The sequence below is a fragment of the Rhodobacteraceae bacterium D3-12 genome (assembly GCA_025916135.1).
Taxonomy (GTDB): Bacteria; Pseudomonadota; Alphaproteobacteria; order Rhodobacterales; family Rhodobacteraceae; genus JAKGBX01.
Window position 1 is genome coordinate 1749686 of record CP104793.1, and the last position, 15692, is coordinate 1765377.

Here is a 15692-nt window from a genome sequence, read left to right on the forward strand (position 1 = left end):
AAGTTTTCTTGAGCCGTGCCGGGTTTTGGCCGCCCTAGACAGGTTTGCGCGCGACGAAGTCGATATAGGCGGCGAGGCCTTGGCCGGATTGCGCCTCGCGGGTGTATTCGGCGACCTCGCGCACCTCCCAGCCTTGAAACTGTTCGCGCAGGAGGGCTTCGGTATACATGTTCTCGACAAAGGGCGGGCCGCCGGTGCCAAGCGCGATCTGCTCGGGGGTATAGCCGTGCAGCATCAGGAGGCCGCCCGGTTTGGTCGCGTCTTGCATCTTGGCAAAAAGCGCGCGCCGCTCGGTCGGGCCGGTGAATTGGATAAAGATGCCGGTGACAATGTCATAGGTTCCGGTGAAGGCGTCTTTGAGGACATCACAGGTTTGAAAATCGACGCTGACGCCTTGCTCATTAGCGAGGGCGCGGGCCTTGGTAATCGCCGAGGGCGCGAATTCGAGCGCGGTGACCGTCATGCCGCATTGCGCCATGAAGACCGAGTTGCGTCCTTCGCCATCGGCAACGGAGAGGCCGGTGGTGCCGGGTTTGAAGTGATCGGCGTGTTCGGTCATGAAACGCGCGGGCGCTTTGCCGAAAACGTAGGCCGGGGTTGCGAAGCGGTCCTCCCACATGGGCGTGTCCTTTTTGTTGGGCGTGATCGGTGATTGCTCTCGGCCGGACCATAGGGGCGCGGCGCGGATTGTCCAATGGGTGAGGGGCCGCGGATATGGGAGCGGGTGGCTGAGATTCGCGTCAGGCCGGATTTGGCGGCGCTGCTGGGAGCGGTCTGTTTATCTGGTCTTTTTGGGCGCGCGCAAAAGAAAACGCCCCGGCGGGACATCCGCGGGGCGTTTATTGATCCGGTCATACGCTTCGGCCCTTTTGGAGCCGTTACCCATGTTCGCACCGTTTCAGGTGCTTATTTTGCAGCGTTATTTTTGCGGCAGCGGGGCAATCATCATAATCATCTGACGCCCTTCCATTTTCGGCATGTTCTCGATCTTGCCGAGGTCGACCACATCGTCTGCGACCCGCTCAAGCAGCTCGCGGCCGAGGTTCTGGTGCGCCATTTCACGGCCACGGAAGCGCAGAGTAACTTTGACTTTGTCGCCATTGCTGAGGAATTTCAACACGTTGCGCATTTTGACGTCATAGTCATGCGTGTCCGTATTGGGCCGGAATTTGACCTCTTTGACCTCGATGATCTTTTGTTTCTTGCGGGCTTCGGATTCGCGCTTTTGCTGTTCATATTTGAACTTGCCGAAATCCATGATCTTGCAGACCGGCGGCGTGGCGTTGGGCGAAATTTCGACAAGGTCGAGACCGGCCTCTTCGGCCAGTTGCATCGCGCGTTCTGGCGTAACGACGCCATGATTTTCGCCTTCGGCGCCAATCAGGCGGAGTTCGGGGGTGCGGATTTTCTCGTTGACGCGGGGGCCGGTGTCACGTTGCGGCGGCGCGTTATGGGGTCTGCGGGCTATGGTTTTGATCCTTCGGTTGTTTTCGTATAGCACTCGAGCCTGCAAGGTATCTGCGCGAGGGCCGCACTTCAAGCTGCAATATTCGGCCGAAATGAGCCGAAAAGCCAGTGTTTCCCCCTTGCACCTATTGGCAAGCTCTTGCATTTGCCATGTGTATCAATGGACTCGCCCTTGGCGGGTCGAAAACGTAAGGGGACCAAGTTTATGAAAAACCTGATTTGGGTTGTTTTGGCTGCTGTTGTGATCGGTGGCGGGTATTACGTCTATTCCGAGAACCAGCGCGAAGCCGAGGCTGTGAAAGCCGCAGCGGATGCGAAAATTGCCGAAGAAGCCGCAGCCAAGAAGAAGGCTGAGGAAGAGGCCGCTGCGAAAGCCGCTGAGGAAGCCAAGAAGGCCGAGGAAGCTGCTGCTGCTGCGAAGGCCGCTGAAGAGGCTGCTGCTGCTGAGGAAGCGAAGAAAGCCGAAGAAGCTGCTGCTGCCGCGAAGGCCGCTGAAGAAGCTGCTGCTGCTGAGGAAGCGAAGAAAGCTGAAGAAGCTGCCGCCGCCGCGAAAGCGGCTGAAGAGGCTGCTGCTGCAGCCAAGGCTGCCGAAGAGGCTGCTGCTGGTGATGACGCCAAGAAGGCGGCTGAGGAAGCTGCTGCTGCGGCGAAGGCTGCTGCGGATGAAGCGGCTGCAAAAGCGGCTGAGGAAGCTGCTGCCGCTGCCAAAGCTGCGGAAGAAGCTGCTGCCAAGGCTGCGGAAGAAGCCGCTGCGAAGGCTGCTGAGGAAGCTGCTGCAAAAGCGGCCGAGGAAGCCAAGAAGGCGGCTGATGCGGCTGCTGCGAGCGCGGGTGACGCAACCGGTGGCATGGCCGATCTGCTGAGCGTTGACGGCTTCAGCATGGATAAAGTGGTCGAGATGATCGACGGGTCCGACAAAATCGGTACGGTTCAAAAGACCCTGCTGAAAACCGGTCTTGAGAAAGCCAAAGACAATCCCGAGCTGCTCCAAGCGGCTCTGGCCAAGGTCAAGGAAGCGCTTGGCATGTAAGCCGGGCCTTTGGGCACCAAAAGAAAGGCTCCCCGCCGGTGTGGTGGGGAGCCTTTTTTGTTTTGGTTGATCTGGCAAGCGATTAGTCGAGGAAAGCCTTTTCGACGACGTATGTCTTGGGGTCGGAGTTGGCGCCTTCTTCAAGCCCGTAGTCTTCGAGCATGTCCTTGAGTTCGAGATTGAAGGCGAGGTTGCCGCAGATCATGGCGCGGTCGTTGTCCGGGTTGATCGGATCGACGCCGAGGTCAGCAAAGGCTTCGCCAGAGCGCATCAGGTCGGTGATGCGGCCCATCTTGGCGCTCTCTTCGCGAGTGGTTGTGGGGTAGTATTTGATCTTCTTCCAGAAGCCTTCGCCGATAACTTCGTTGAGAAGTTCGTCGGTCTTGAGCCCTTCAATCAGCTCGCGACCATAGGTCAGCTCACCCGCTTCGCGGCAGGTGTGGGTGATGATCACCTCGTCGTAGTCTTCATAGGTTTGCGGTTCGCGTAGGAGCGATGCGAAAGGCGCAAAACCGGTGCCGGTGGCAAAGAACCACAGCCGTTTGCCGTGCAGGAGCGCGTCATGCACGAGGGTTCCGACCGGTTTGGGGCGCAGGATGATCTCGTCCCCCGGTTTGATGTGTTGGAGCTTGGACGTGAGCGGGCCGTCCTGGACCTTGATTGAGTAGAACTCAAGCTCTTCGTCCCAAGAGGGAGAGGCGATGGAATAGGCGCGCAGCAACGGCTTGACCTTGCCGGTTTTAGGGTCGGGGTCATTCATCAGCCCGATCATCACGAATTCACCCGAACGGAACCGCAGGGACGCAGGGCGCGTGCAGCGGAAGGAAAACAGCCGGTCGGTATAGTGTTTCACCTCTGTCACGGTCTGGGCATCGGGCAGGGTGGGAGTTTTGGGCGCGGTGGCGGATTTTGTGTCTGTCACGATGTTTTGCTCTGCTTAATTGTTAGTAGGCTAACGAATTTACATGACCCGTATAGCACAGTCTGGGGCTTTTTGAAGGTGTATTTTGTGTGCGTCTTTGATCTGGCGCAAGTGCGGCGTGCCTGTTGTGAGCAGGCACGCCGAAAAATCAGGAATTAACGATGGGGTCAGGCGAATATTCAGGCAGCCGGAGCGCGCAAGCGGGCCTGATGGTCGTTGTCGGACCAGTCGGCGCGAAAGAGCCAGTCTTCTTCAGGCTGACGCGCGGCGATGGCAGCAGGGACTTCGACCTGATCAAAACCCGAGCGGCGGGCCATGGCGTATTGATCGGCGATCAGCGGCCCATAGGCGCGCAGGCGGCCCGTATAGCCCATCAGGCGCAATTGCCGCGCCGTGGTAAAGCCGCGCCCATCGGCAAAGGAGCCAAAGGAGATCCGGATCAGCCCGATACTGTCGATCCGCCCGGTCAGTTCGGTCAGGTCGAAGTCGGGTGCGATGTCGAGGCCGGCGCCGTTTTCACCGGCGATTTCGCGCGGATTGTCGGTGAAGCCATGGGCCCATGTTTCAGCAATAAAGCCGGTGTCGTCGATCAGTTGCGTGCTCATGAAGCGATCCTTTCCATGCGGCCATTGACGAAGTGAATGCCGCATTCCTGTTTATCTGTGCCGCGCCAGCGCCCCGCGCGAGGGTCTTCGCCATCCTTGACCGGCGTGGTGCAGGGGGTGCAGCCAAGCGAGGGGTAGCCGCGCGCCACAAGCGGGTGGCGCGGTAGGGCGTTGGTGTCGAAATAGCTGTTGATTTGCGCCGGCGACCAGTTGACCAGCGGGTTGAGTTTGAGTTTGGCAGTGGTGGTGTCGATTTCAAACAGGTCAAGTGCGGTGCGCGTGCCCGATTGGAACCGTTTGCGCCCGGTGATCCAGCCATCAAAACCGGTCAGTGCCGCGTCGAGGGGGGCCGTTTTGCGCAGGGCGCAGCAAGCGTCGGTGTCGCGTTTATGGAGCGTATTGTCCGGGTCGGCGGTTGAGGTGTCGGCGGTGAGGATACGCACATCGCTCAGCCCGAGGTGGCTGGCCAGTTCACGTTGATACGCAAGCGTCTCGGGAAAGAGCAGTTGGGTGTCGAGGAACAGCACCGGCGTGGCGGGCGCCACGCGCGCGACCATATGCAAGAGCGCTGCCGCCTCGGCCCCGAAGGAAGAGACCATAGCGATGCGTCCCAAAGCCCCGGAGAGCGCATAGTCGAGCAGCTCTTCCGCGGTTTTGTCGGAGAAATGCGCGTTCATCACATCCGCGGTGCGCGGGTGGAGAACGGCGGACCCTCCGGGGGGAGTATTTTGAGCAAGATGAAGCATCTGTGGCCCTTTATGAGGTATTTAGGCGGCTTGGTCGGTTTCGGGGTAGAGCGCGGCTTTGAATGGGTCGGCTCCGAGGCGTTGATAGGCGGCGAGGAAGGTTTCCTCTTCCGTGTCGCGCAGGTCGAGATAGGCGGTGATGAGCCGTTCGAGCGCGGGCACGATTTCTTCTGCGGAGAAGCCGCGACCTGTGCGTTCGCCCAAGGCCAGCGCATCGCCATCGGTACCGCCAAGCGTGAGCTGGAAGGTTTCGACGCCGCCACGATCGAGGCCGAGGATGCCGATATTGCCGAGGTGATGGTGGCCGCAGGCATTGATGCAGCCGGAGATTTTGATTTTCATCCGCCCGATCGCCTCGTCAAAGCCGGTGTCGCGCAGCATGGTCGAGATGTCCTGTGCCAGCGGGATGGAGCGAGCGGTGGCAAGGGCGCAATAGTCGAGCCCCGGGCAGGCGACGATGTCAGAGGCGCGACCGATATTGGCGGTGGCAAGGCCGGCTTTGAGCAGGCCCGCATAAAGCGCGGGCAGGTCGGCGCGGGCGACATGGGGCAGGATAACATTCTGTTCGGGCGAGATGCGCAGTTCGGCGTGCGAGAACTCTTCCGCCAGATCGGCCAGCGCGTTCATTTCGGCGCTGGTGGCGTCGCCGGGGATGCCGCCGTGGGGTTTGAGCGAGACCGTCACGATGGCGTAGCCGTCGCGTTTATGCGCGGCGATGTTGGTGTCGGTGAAGGAGCGGAAGCCTGCGTCATCGGAGCGGGCCGCGTGATAGGCGGCGTCATCGCGCGCCGGAGGCTCGGGCAGGGCGAAGCGGTTTTCCAGCTCGGCGAGGAGCTTTTGGTCGGCGCCTGCGAAGGTTGGCAGGCGGCGGGCGAATTCTTCTTCCACCAGCTCGCGGATCTTTTCGAGGCCGTGTTCATGCACGGCGATTTTGATGCGGGCCTTGTATTTATTGTCGCGGCGGCCAAGCAGATTATAGGTCGCCAGCACGCTTTCGATATAGGGCAGAAGGTGCCCCGGAGCGAGGAAGGGGTGCAGGGTTTTGCCAACCATTGGCGTGCGCCCCAAGCCGCCACCGACGAGGATTTCATAGCCCAAGAGCCCGTCTTCGCGCCGGATGCGGATGGCGAGATCGTGGGCTTTCAACACGGCGCGGTCCTGATCCGCGCCGGAGACGGCGATTTTGAATTTGCGGCCCAAGAATTGGAATTCCGGGTGGTCGGTGGACCAGATGCGCACCAGTTCGGCCAGCGGGCGCGGGTCAGCGATTTCATCGGCGGCGGCCCCGGCGAAAGGGTCGGCGGTGACGTTGCGGATGGTATTGCCCGACGTCTGGATCGCGTGCAATCCGACTTCGGCCAAGCGGTCGAGCATGTCGGGAATGTCGGTCAGCTTGGGCCAGTTATACTGGATATTCTGGCGGGTGGTGAAATGGCCATAGCCACGGTCCCAACGCTCGCCCAATTCGGCGAGCACGCGCATCTGGCTCGCGTTGAGCGTGCCATAAGGGATCGCCACGCGCAGCATATAGGCGTGCAATTGCAGGTAGACGCCGTTCATCAGGCGCAGCGGTTTGAATTCATCCTCGGTCAGTTGGCCGGAGAGGCGGCGTTCGACCTGTGCGCGGAACTGGGCGCTGCGTTTGACGAGGTAGGGATCGTGGAACATGGGCTTGGCCTTTGGATGGGGGCTGGCTTATTCGGCGGCGATGGCAACGGCGAGCGCGTCTTGGGCGGCGGTGCCATAGGCAATGGAGGGACCGGCGGCGCGCAATGCTTCGCGGCGGGTGACGGGCACGGGGCCATTGGCGGTGATTTCAACGGCGGCGAGATGCGCGTCGACAACGGCGAGGGTTTGCGACGCGGCACTGGCGAGCACGGTTTCGGCTGTGGCCTTGTCCGCATGCCAGGCGGCGTCGACGATTTCGACGCTCCAGTCGCCATCGGCGGTGAGATAGACGACATCGCCGCTGCTGAGGGCGTTGGCGGTGATGACTTGGCTGACCGGATTGGCGCTCATGGCGTGATACCTCGTTATAGCGTTTGATCTTGTCCCTAATTTAGGAAATAGTTCCGGTTGAATGCTAGTCGCCTGCGGAAATAAGGAAAAATGTTCCTGTTGGGCCGTGGGGCGGGTGGAATGTCCGTGAATATGGAGAATGCGAGAATGGCGGTTCGGCTTGATGATCTGGACAGGAAAATCCTTTCGGAGATGCAGAGGGATGCGGCGCAGTCGCTGGATGATATTGCGCGCGAAGTCGGCTCATCCAAGACGCCGGTGTGGAACCGGATCGCAAGATGCGCGAAGGTGGGGTGATCCGACAGCAGACCGTATTGCTGGACGCGGAGGCGCTTGGGTTTGAGGCGTGTTTCTTTGTGTTGATCCGAACCAGCGAGCATGAGGCGGATTGGCAGCACAAGTTCCTGAAGGCTTTGCAGGACCGCCCGGAGGTGCAGGAGGCGCATCGGCTGGCGGGGGATATTGATTACATTCTGAAGGTGCGGGTGCAGAACGCGCGCGCCTATGATGCGTTTTATCAGGCGCTGATTTCAGAGGTGAAGGTGCATAATGTGACCGCTCTTTTGTCGATGGAAGAGATCAAGTCGGGGATGGCGTTGCCGTTGTAACGGGTGCCGCTCGCCATGCGCGGGGGCGTCTTGGCCTGCTCAGGCGTGGAGCATGAGGCGGGTGAGGGCGTGGAAATGGTATGTGTTTGCGTAAACTGGCGGCGCGGCGAGGCGCAGGTTGGGCAGCCGTGAGAACAGGATCGGCAAGGCGGTGGCAAGTTCAAGCCGTGCAAGGGGCGCGCCGACGCAAAAGTGCAGGCCGCCGCCAAATGCGAGGTGCGGTTTTGTCGGGCGCTCAGGCAGGAAGCGATCGGAGTTGGTCCAGATGGCGGGGTCGCGTCCGGCTGCACCGAGCAGAAGGGCGATTTGATCGCCGCGTTGAAAGGTATGGCCGAAGGCGGTGATGTCCTCGTAAGCGTAGCGGGTGAACATATGGAGGGGCGGATCAAAGCGAAGCGTCTCTTCGATGGTGGCGTCGTCAATATCCGGTTTGTCGTGTTCAATCAGGCATTTGGTGGCATTGGCGAGCGCGTGGACGGTGGCTTCGTGGCCGGCGTTGAGGAGCAAGATGCAGGTTGTGATCAGCTCTTGCGTTGAGAGCTTTTCGCCCGCTTCCTCGGCCGTGATGAGTTGGGTGATGAGATCATCCTGCGGATCAGAGCGGCGTTTGTTGATGTAGCTCTGCATGAAATCCGAAAACTCGGTTGCGGCGCGGGCGGCGGCGTCTTCTGTGGGGCGGCTGCGCGTGGCCTGATACATGGCAACCATATCGTGGGACCATTTGAGCAGCTGATCGGCCATGTCGCCCGGCACGCCGAGCAGGCGGCAGATGGTGAGGATCGGGATCGGGGTTGCGAAGCCGGGCAAGAGATCAAAGGGCGCATCGGTTGGCATCCTGTCGATCAGATCGTGGCTGAGCGCGGCGATAAAGGGGGCGAGGGCGTTGACGCGTCTTGAGGTGAAAGCGCGGGTGACGAGACCACGCAGGCGGGTGTGGTGCGGCGGTTCGAGTTCGAGCATCGAGTGCGCTTCGACCGCGTAGAACGGCGCGAGGTGGGCGGGCGGCGGTGTGACCCGTTCGGCGGGGCATTCGCGCCCGAAGCGGCGGTCACGCAGGAGCGCGTGCACAGCGGCGTGAGAGACCGCGCAAGGCATGTCATAGTCAGCCCAGAAGAAGAGGTCGCCGGTGCGGCGGGCCTTGGCGTAAAACGGATAGGGGTTTTGTACGAAGGCGGGATCGATGGGCGATTGGTGCAGCGTTTTCATGGCGGTATCTGTTGCCGAACGCTCTGGTCAATGCAAGGGCGGGGCGGTTAGATAAGGGCATGACGGCGGGTATGATCAGACGGGCCGGGCTTGGCCTTGGGTTTCTTGTGCTTGTGGCGGTGATGAGCGCGGCTGTGTTCAGCTATGCCCAGCGGCAGGCGTTGGACCAATTGGCGCAGCGCGCCCGCGCCGACCTTGCGCTGGCGGCGGATCGGGTGACGGGGCAGTTGCAACGCTATCAGGATCTAGCGGTTTTGCTGGCTGATAACCCGACGTTGCGGAGCGGCGACCGGGCCGCGATGCGGGCATTGTTGCTTGAGGCGGCGGACAAGACCTCGGCTTTGAACATCCAATATCTGGACGCGGCGGGCGCGGTTGTGGCCGAAGTGCAAGCCGGTTTGGGCGGAGCGGGGCCCGCGTTGATCGCGCGGGCCATGCAGGGTGCCTTGGGCACCGGGCATGGGGTGGTGCCAGACGGGCGGCGGACCTATTATTTTGCGGCACCGGAGTTTGGCGACAGCGGCAGGGTGCGCGGGGTGTTGGTTGTTGCGGTCGATATCGACAACGTCGAGTGGGATTGGCGCGGCAGTCGCCCGGTGGTTTTCTTTACCGACGCGCGCGGGGTCGTCTTTATCTCGAACCGCTCGGAAATATTATTCTGGACACGCGCGGGTGAGGGCGCGGGATTGCGCCCGCGCCAAGGGATCAGCACCGGTTTTGAGCGTCGCGTGATCGGCCCACACGAGGTCTGGGCGGTGGATTGGGGAGCGTATATCCCGGCGCGGTCGCTGCATTTGACCAAGGCGTTGCCGGTGATCGGCATGACGGCAGAGGCGCTGGTTGATACCGGCCCGGCGGTGCGGCTGGCACGCTTGCAGACGGCGGTTTTTGCGGCGCTATGGCTGGCGTTCGGGGCGCTGTTGTTTTTGGCGACCGAGCGGCGGCGGACATTGGCGGAGGCGAACAGGTTGCTGGAGGCGCGTGTGGCGGCGCGCACCGCAGAGCTTAAAAAAGCGCAGGCCGATCTGGTGCAGGCCGGAAAGCTGAGCGCGTTGGGGCAGATGAGCGCGGGCATCAGCCACGAGTTGAACCAGCCTTTGATGGCGATCCAGCAATACGCCGAAAACGGCGCGGCCTTTCTGGAGCGAGGCAAGCCGGAGGTGGCCGAGCAGAACCTGTCGCGGATTTCGGCGCTGGCGGGGCGGGCGGCGCGGATCATCAAGAACCTGCGCGCCTTTGCGCGCAACGAGAGCGAGCCGATGGGGCGGGTCGATCTGGTGAAGGTGATCGACGCGGCGGTTGAGTTGACTAACGTGCGATTGCAGCGCGATGGCGTCGCGCTGAACTGGTCCCCGGCGCAGGCGGGGGTGTTTGCATATGGCGGTGATGTGCGGTTGACGCAGGTGTTTGTGAACCTGATCAACAATGCGGCCGATGCCATGGCCGAGCAGCCACGCGAGAAGGTTATCGGCATCGAGATCAAGGCCGGTGCGCGATTGTGCGTTGTGGTGCGCGACACGGGCCCCGGCATCGCCGATCAGGAGCGGATTTTCGAGCCGTTTTATTCAACCAAGGAAGTGGGCGGCGACACCGAAGAAGGCATGGGTCTTGGCCTGTCGATTTCTTACGGTTTGGTGCAAAGTTTTGGTGGCAATATCCGCGGTGAGAATGCGCCGGGGCAGGGGGCGGTGTTCACTGTTGAGTTGGAGTATTGGCACGAAGAGGAGAAGGCGGCGTGACACGCAAGGTTCTGTTTGTCGATGACGACGCGGCGGTGCGCGAAGCGACGCGCCAGACGCTTGATCTGAATGGGTTGGAGCCGCTTGTGGCGGGCTCTTTCGTGGCGGCAAAGGACCATATCCAGCGCGGGTTCGAGGGGGTGATCGTGTCCGACATCCGCATGCCGGGGCGCGACGGGTTTCACCTTTTGGAGCATGCGCAGGGGGTGGACGCGGAATTGCCGGTGATCCTTTTGACGGGAGAGGGCGATATTCCGATGGCGGTTCGCGCGATGGGGCTGGGGGCGTTTGGCTTCCTTGAAAAACCCTGTGCGCCGGCAGATTTGATTGCGGTGGTGGAGCAGGCGTTAAAAACCCGCGCCTTGGTGTTGGAGAACCGCAGGCTGAAGGCGCAATTGGAGGCGGGAGACCCGGCCGCGCGGATGATCTTTGGCTCGTCAGGCCGGGCGGAGGCGTTGCGCGACAAGGTGCGCAACGTGGCGGCGACCGAGGCTGAAGTGCTTGTCACCGGGCCGCCGGGCAGCGGGATTTCCAAAGTGGCCGAGGTGATCCACCTGATGTCACGTGCGGCGCAGGGGCCGTTCGTCAAGCGCCCGGCGGCGGCGTTGAGCGTTGGGGAGCTGGACCGGATGTGTCAGGACGCGGCGGGGGGCGCGCTGTTTCTTGATGAGATCGGCGCTTTGAGCGAGGCCGGGCAATACGAGCTGTTGGAGCGCTTGGAACAGGGCGCGGGTCTGCGGGTGATTGCGGGCACGACAGGGGAACTGTCGGAGCGGGTCGAGGCCGGCACCTTTAGCGCCGATCTGTTTTATCGGCTGGACGTGATGCAGGTGCGTATTCCGGCGTTGAGCGAGCGGCCCGAGGATATTCCGGTGCTTTACCGTCATTATGTCGCGCAGGCGGCGGAGCAGGCGGGGTTGAAGGTGCCCGAGGTCAGCCCCGAACATGTGGCCGGGTTGATGGCACAGGATTGGCCGGGCAATGCGCGCTCGCTTATGTCGGCGGCGATGCGGTTTGTTCTGGGGATGCCGGAAGAGGCGCAGACCAGCGGAGAGTTGGGCCTGAGCGAGCAGATGGCGCAGGTGGAGCGTTCGCTTTTGATCGCGGCATTGGGGCGGCAGAACGGCAAGGCGGCGGCGGCGGCAGAAGCGCTTAAACTGCCGCGCAAGACGTTTTACGACAAGCTCGCCCGGTATGGTATTCGCCCGGAGGATTACCGCCGCTAGCTGCGGCGCTCGGCGTAACGTGCTGAATTTGCGACATTCGCAGAGAGAATGCGCGCTTGGGTGGCAGCATGGTTGATTGCGGCCCGCGCCCATGAGCAGGGTGGCCGAGGGGGCGCTGAACAGACGGGCTGAGCCATGCAACGACCAGTGATGAACCTTGTGAATGCCGCGATTTGCGGGCTGGCTGTTTGGGCGACGCCGGTGCAGGCGGGGCCCGATCGTTTTTCGATTTTGCTCGGCTCGAAACATATCGGGGCGAGCGGGTTTCACGAGGTTAACCCCGGCGTTTTCGCGACGTGGGAAGGGGAAAAGCTGGGCTATTCCATTGGCGCCTATGTCAACAGCTATAAGCGCGGGTCGGTCGCCGTTGCCGCGCATCTGCCGCTTTTTCAGTGGGAGAAGGGCGGGGTTTCGGCCTTTGGCGGTTTGGCGTGGTATCCCGGTGATGGGCATCGGTTCAAGACCCATCTTGGCAACGATATTGTCGGCATTGGCGGGCTGGAGCTTCGTCACGGGCATGTTTATGTTCAGTTCCTGCCCAATGACGCGGGCGGCGCGCGCGGATTGGTAACCCTTGGTCTGACGTGGGACGTTGGTCAGTAACCGGCGTTTTCGGCGCAGGAAAAACCCGAATTCCGGTTGAGAATCACGTTGGATGAGTGTGCGGAATTTCGCACAAGTTTCGGTGATGCTGTGCGGAAAGCCGCACAATGCGCCTTGGGCGTGTCGGCTATGCGCCCCTCACATACCGATAAGTCGTTGATAAACAGATTAAAACCTGTGCGATTTACGGCTGATGCGCTGAACCCTTGAGCGAAACTCACACAATCGTGAGGATTGCGCCGTAGCCCTATTGCGGGGCGAGGTTTCAATTCTGGGAGGAAAACCATGAAATTCCTGACAACCGCTGCAACTGCGCTTGCTCTGGCTGTGACGGCTTCGGCTGTATCGGCAAATGCCTGTGACGAAGGCGAGATCGTCGTCAAATTCGCGCATGTGACCAACACCGACAAGCACCCCAAAGGGATTGCTGCGTCGCTTTTGGAAAAGCGTGTGAACGAAGAGATGAACGGCAAGATGTGCATGGAGGTTTTCCCGAACTCCACGCTTTATAACGACAACAAAGTTCTGGAAGCGATGCTTCAGGGCGATGTTCAGCTGGCGGCGCCGTCGCTGTCGAAGTTCGAGAAATTCACCAAACAGTTCCGCCTGTTTGACCTGCCGTTCATGTTCAAGAACATCAACGCGGTTGATGCTTTCCAAAACAGCGACAACGGTCAGGCCATGCTGAACAGCATGCAGCGCCGCGGTCTGCAAGGGCTGGCGTTTTGGCACAACGGCATGAAGCAAATGTCGGCCAACAAGCCGCTGGTGAACCCGACGGATGCCAATGGGCTTAAGTTCCGGGTGCAAAGCTCGGATGTTTTGGTTGCGCAAATGGAAGCGATCGGTGGCAGCCCGCAGAAGATGGCCTTCTCGGAAGTTTACGGCGCGCTGCAACAGGGTGTTGTGGACGGGCAGGAGAACACTTGGTCCAACATTTACGGCAAGAAGTTCTTTGAAGTTCAGGACGGCACAACCGAAACCAACCACGGTGTCATCGACTATCTTGTGGTGACGAGCGTTGATTGGCTCGACAGTCTTGAGCCCGATGTGCGCGATCAGTTCCTGACCATTCTCAAGGAAGTGACCACCACGCGGAACGCTGAATCCTTTGCGGTGAACCAAGCGGCGAAGCAATCGGTTCTGGATGCGGGCGGTGTGATCCGTGAGCTGACGCCGGAACAGCGCCAGGCTTGGGTTGAAGCGATGAAGCCGGTTTGGGCGAAATTCGCAGGCGACGTTGGTCAGGACATGATCGACGCGGCACAGGAGATCAACGCAGGCCTGTGAGCCAACCGTTGATCGGGCCTGTGATCCGGGGATAACCGGATGAAAATTGTGGGCGGGCTGTTTTGAAGCAAACGGCCCGCCCGATTTCCAAGCAAGGGGCGGGTGAAACCGCAGGAGGGGGACAATGCAGCACAAGCAGCATAAGTCGTGGACCGACCAGATTGAGGAGACGCTGATTGCGGTGATCCTTGGGCTGATGACATTGATAACATTTGCCAATGTGATCGCGCGGTTCGTGTTCAATTCCAATATCTTGTGGGCGCTCGAGCTTACCGTGTTCCTGTTTGCATGGCTGGTGTTGCTGGGCGCGTCCTATGCAGTGAAAACCCATAGCCACCTTGGAGTCGATGCGATTGTGAACATGCTTTCGGCGCCGATGCGCCGGGGGTTGGCGTTGGTATCGGTGGCGTTTTGTCTGATCTTCTCGTTCCTGATGCTCAAAGGCGCTTATGACTATTGGGCCGTCTTTGCCGAATTGCCGCCGACATCGGGGCGATGGTTCCCGACCGGGCTTGTGGACAAGTTCCGCGGGCAAGGGTTTTACGAGGTGCAAGACGTGCCGATGATCGCGCCGCTGCGGTTCCTAGAGGACTGGATCAACTATGGTGAGGCCTATGAGAAGCTGCCCAAAGTTGTGCCGTATATCGTGTTGCCGGTGTCGATGATTTTGCTGCTCGTCCGCTTTTTGCAGGTAGCGATGCAGGTCTGGCAGGGGCGGATTGACAGGCTGGTTGCAAGCCACGAGGTCGAGGATGAAATCGACGATGCGCGGGCCAAGGTCGAGGGGGCAAGCTGATGGATGTGGTTCTTCTTTTTGCGATGGTGATCGGCTTTTTGCTGATCGGTGTGCCAATTGCTGTGTCGCTGGGGCTCAGCTCGGTTTTGTTCCTGTTATGGTATTCGGATGCGACGATGGCCGGGGTTGCCGGCACGTTGTTCGAAGCCTTTGAGGGGCATTTTACCCTGCTGGCTATTCCGTTCTTTATCCTTGCATCAAGCTTTATGTCGACGGGCGGCGTGGCCAAGCGGATCATCCGTTTTTCTATCGCTTGCGTGGGGCATTTGCCGGGTGGATTGGCGATTGCGGGCGTGTTTGCCTGTATGATGTTTGCCGCGCTTTCGGGGTCATCTCCGGCGACGGTGGTGGCGATCGGCTCGATCGTGATCGCGGGGATGCGGCAGGTGGGCTATTCCAAGGAATTCGCAGCCGGTGTGATCTGTAACGCAGGCACGCTGGGCATTTTGATCCCGCCGTCGATCGTGATGGTGGTTTACGCCGCGAGCGTCGAAGTGTCGGTGGGGCGGATGTTCCTTGCCGGGGTGATCCCGGGGTTGATGGCCGGCTTCATGCTGATGGTCACGATCTATGTCATGGCCAAGGTCAAGAACCTGCCCAAGGGCGAATGGCAAGGCTGGGGCGAGATTTTTGAAAGCGGGCGCGAGGCCGGTTGGGGCTTGTTCCTGATCGTTATCATCCTTGGCGGGATTTATGGCGGGATTTTCACCCCGACAGAGGCCGCCGCTGTGGCTGCTGTCTATGCTTTCCTGATCTCGGTCTTTGTTTACCGCGATATGGGGCCGTTGGCCGAGCAGGGCGAGCGCGGCAAGAAATCCCTGCTGCAAAGGCCACAAACGCTTGTTACGGCGTTCTTCCATCCAGACACCAAACAGACGTTGTTTGAGGCGGGAAAGCTTACCGTAACCTTGCTGTTTGTGATTGCTAACGCGTTGATCCTTAAACATGTTTTGACCGAGCAGCAGGTGCCGCAAGAGATTGCCGGTGCGATGTTGAGCGCCGGGTTTGGGCCGGTGATGTTTTTGATTGTGGTCAACGTGATCCTGTTGATCGGTGGCCAGTTCATGGAGCCATCGGGCCTGTTGGTGATTGTTGCGCCGCTGGTGTTCCCGATTGCGATGGAGTTGGGGATTGATCCGATCCATTTGGGCATCATCATGGTGGTCAATATGGAGATCGGGATGATCACCCCGCCGGTGGGTTTGAACCTGTTCGTGACGTCGGGCGTGGCGGGTATGCCGATGATGAGCGTGGTGCGCGCGGCGCTTCCGTTCCTTGCGGTGCTTTTCGTCTTCCTGATCATGGTCACCTACATTCCGTTCCTTTCGACATGGCTGCCCAACACCTTCATGGGGCCGGAGATCGTGACGAAATAGGGCAGAACCCATTGAAAGTACGGATGAAGGCGGCCCAATGGGTCGCCTTTTTCGTTTGG

Annotated in this window: 15 protein-coding genes and 1 pseudogene; 8 read left to right on the forward strand and 8 right to left on the reverse strand. The window is 60.4% G+C overall.

The window, feature by feature from the left end; all coding sequences use genetic code 11:
* Positions 1-34: 34 nt before the first annotated feature.
* Both N4R57_08645 and infC read right to left on the reverse strand, forming a co-directional pair.
* Positions 35-619, reverse strand: a complete 585-nt coding sequence (locus N4R57_08645; protein ID UYV39063.1) for a class I SAM-dependent methyltransferase — start codon at positions 617-619, stop codon at positions 35-37.
* A 300-nt stretch (positions 620-919) separates the two neighbouring features.
* Positions 920-1612 (reverse strand): translation initiation factor IF-3, encoded by a 693-nt coding sequence (gene infC / locus N4R57_08650; protein UYV39064.1) that lies wholly within the window; start codon positions 1610-1612, stop codon positions 920-922.
* A 60-nt stretch (positions 1613-1672) separates the two neighbouring features.
* On the opposite strand from infC, the gene N4R57_08655 reads away from it, so the two are divergent.
* Complete coding sequence (locus N4R57_08655) at positions 1673-2497, forward strand: translation initiation factor 3 (GenBank protein UYV39065.1); 825 nt, start codon at positions 1673-1675, stop codon at positions 2495-2497.
* An 82-nt stretch (positions 2498-2579) separates the two neighbouring features.
* Here N4R57_08655 and N4R57_08660 read toward each other — a convergent pair whose 3' ends face one another.
* From N4R57_08660 to N4R57_08680, 5 genes are all read right to left on the reverse strand, one after another.
* Entirely contained in the window at positions 2580-3377 is a 798-nt protein-coding gene (locus N4R57_08660) for a ferredoxin--NADP reductase (GenBank protein ID UYV39539.1), read from the reverse strand.
* A 221-nt stretch (positions 3378-3598) separates the two neighbouring features.
* Positions 3599-4024 carry a DUF934 domain-containing protein gene (locus N4R57_08665; protein ID UYV39066.1) on the reverse strand — a complete coding sequence of 142 codons (426 nt, stop codon included), beginning with the start codon at positions 4022-4024 and terminating at the stop codon, positions 3599-3601.
* Entirely contained in the window at positions 4021-4770 is a 750-nt protein-coding gene (locus N4R57_08670; protein UYV39067.1) for a phosphoadenylyl-sulfate reductase, read from the reverse strand. The genes N4R57_08665 and N4R57_08670 overlap by 4 nt, the downstream gene beginning before the upstream one ends.
* 21 nt (positions 4771-4791) lie before the next feature.
* Positions 4792-6438, reverse strand: a complete 1647-nt coding sequence (locus N4R57_08675) for a nitrite/sulfite reductase (protein ID UYV39068.1) — start codon at positions 6436-6438, stop codon at positions 4792-4794.
* Positions 6439-6465: 27 nt separating this feature from the next.
* Positions 6466-6789 (reverse strand): DUF2849 domain-containing protein, encoded by a 324-nt coding sequence (locus tag N4R57_08680; protein UYV39069.1) that lies wholly within the window; start codon positions 6787-6789, stop codon positions 6466-6468.
* Between the two features lie 147 nt (positions 6790-6936).
* Here N4R57_08680 and N4R57_08685 point away from each other — a divergent pair.
* Positions 6937-7397 (forward strand): annotated as a pseudogene (locus N4R57_08685) (Lrp/AsnC family transcriptional regulator).
* 39 nt (positions 7398-7436) lie between these two features.
* On the opposite strand, the gene N4R57_08690 reads toward N4R57_08685, so the two are convergent.
* Entirely contained in the window at positions 7437-8603 is a 1167-nt protein-coding gene (locus tag N4R57_08690; protein UYV39070.1) for a cytochrome P450, read from the reverse strand.
* A gap of 71 nt (positions 8604-8674) precedes the next feature.
* Here N4R57_08690 and N4R57_08695 point away from each other — a divergent pair, with 71 nt between their 5' ends.
* From N4R57_08695 to N4R57_08720, 6 genes are all read left to right on the forward strand, one after another.
* Positions 8675-10342, forward strand: a complete 1668-nt coding sequence (locus tag N4R57_08695) for an ATP-binding protein (GenBank protein UYV39071.1) — start codon at positions 8675-8677, stop codon at positions 10340-10342.
* Complete coding sequence (locus N4R57_08700; protein ID UYV39072.1) at positions 10339-11568, forward strand: sigma-54 dependent transcriptional regulator; 1230 nt, start codon at positions 10339-10341, stop codon at positions 11566-11568. The genes N4R57_08695 and N4R57_08700 overlap by 4 nt, the downstream gene beginning before the upstream one ends.
* 135 nt (positions 11569-11703) lie before the next feature.
* Positions 11704-12171 (forward strand): hypothetical protein, encoded by a 468-nt coding sequence (locus N4R57_08705; protein ID UYV39073.1) that lies wholly within the window; start codon positions 11704-11706, stop codon positions 12169-12171.
* A gap of 285 nt (positions 12172-12456) precedes the next feature.
* Positions 12457-13461, forward strand: coding sequence for a DctP family TRAP transporter solute-binding subunit (locus N4R57_08710; GenBank protein UYV39074.1), 1005 nt, complete (start codon positions 12457-12459; stop codon positions 13459-13461).
* Positions 13462-13585: 124 nt separating this feature from the next.
* Positions 13586-14257, forward strand: coding sequence for a TRAP transporter small permease (locus N4R57_08715; protein UYV39075.1), 672 nt, complete (start codon positions 13586-13588; stop codon positions 14255-14257).
* Positions 14257-15633, forward strand: a complete 1377-nt coding sequence (locus tag N4R57_08720) for a TRAP transporter large permease (protein ID UYV39076.1) — start codon at positions 14257-14259, stop codon at positions 15631-15633. Before N4R57_08715 ends, N4R57_08720 begins: the two co-directional genes overlap by 1 nt.
* Positions 15634-15692 lie beyond the last annotated feature (59 nt).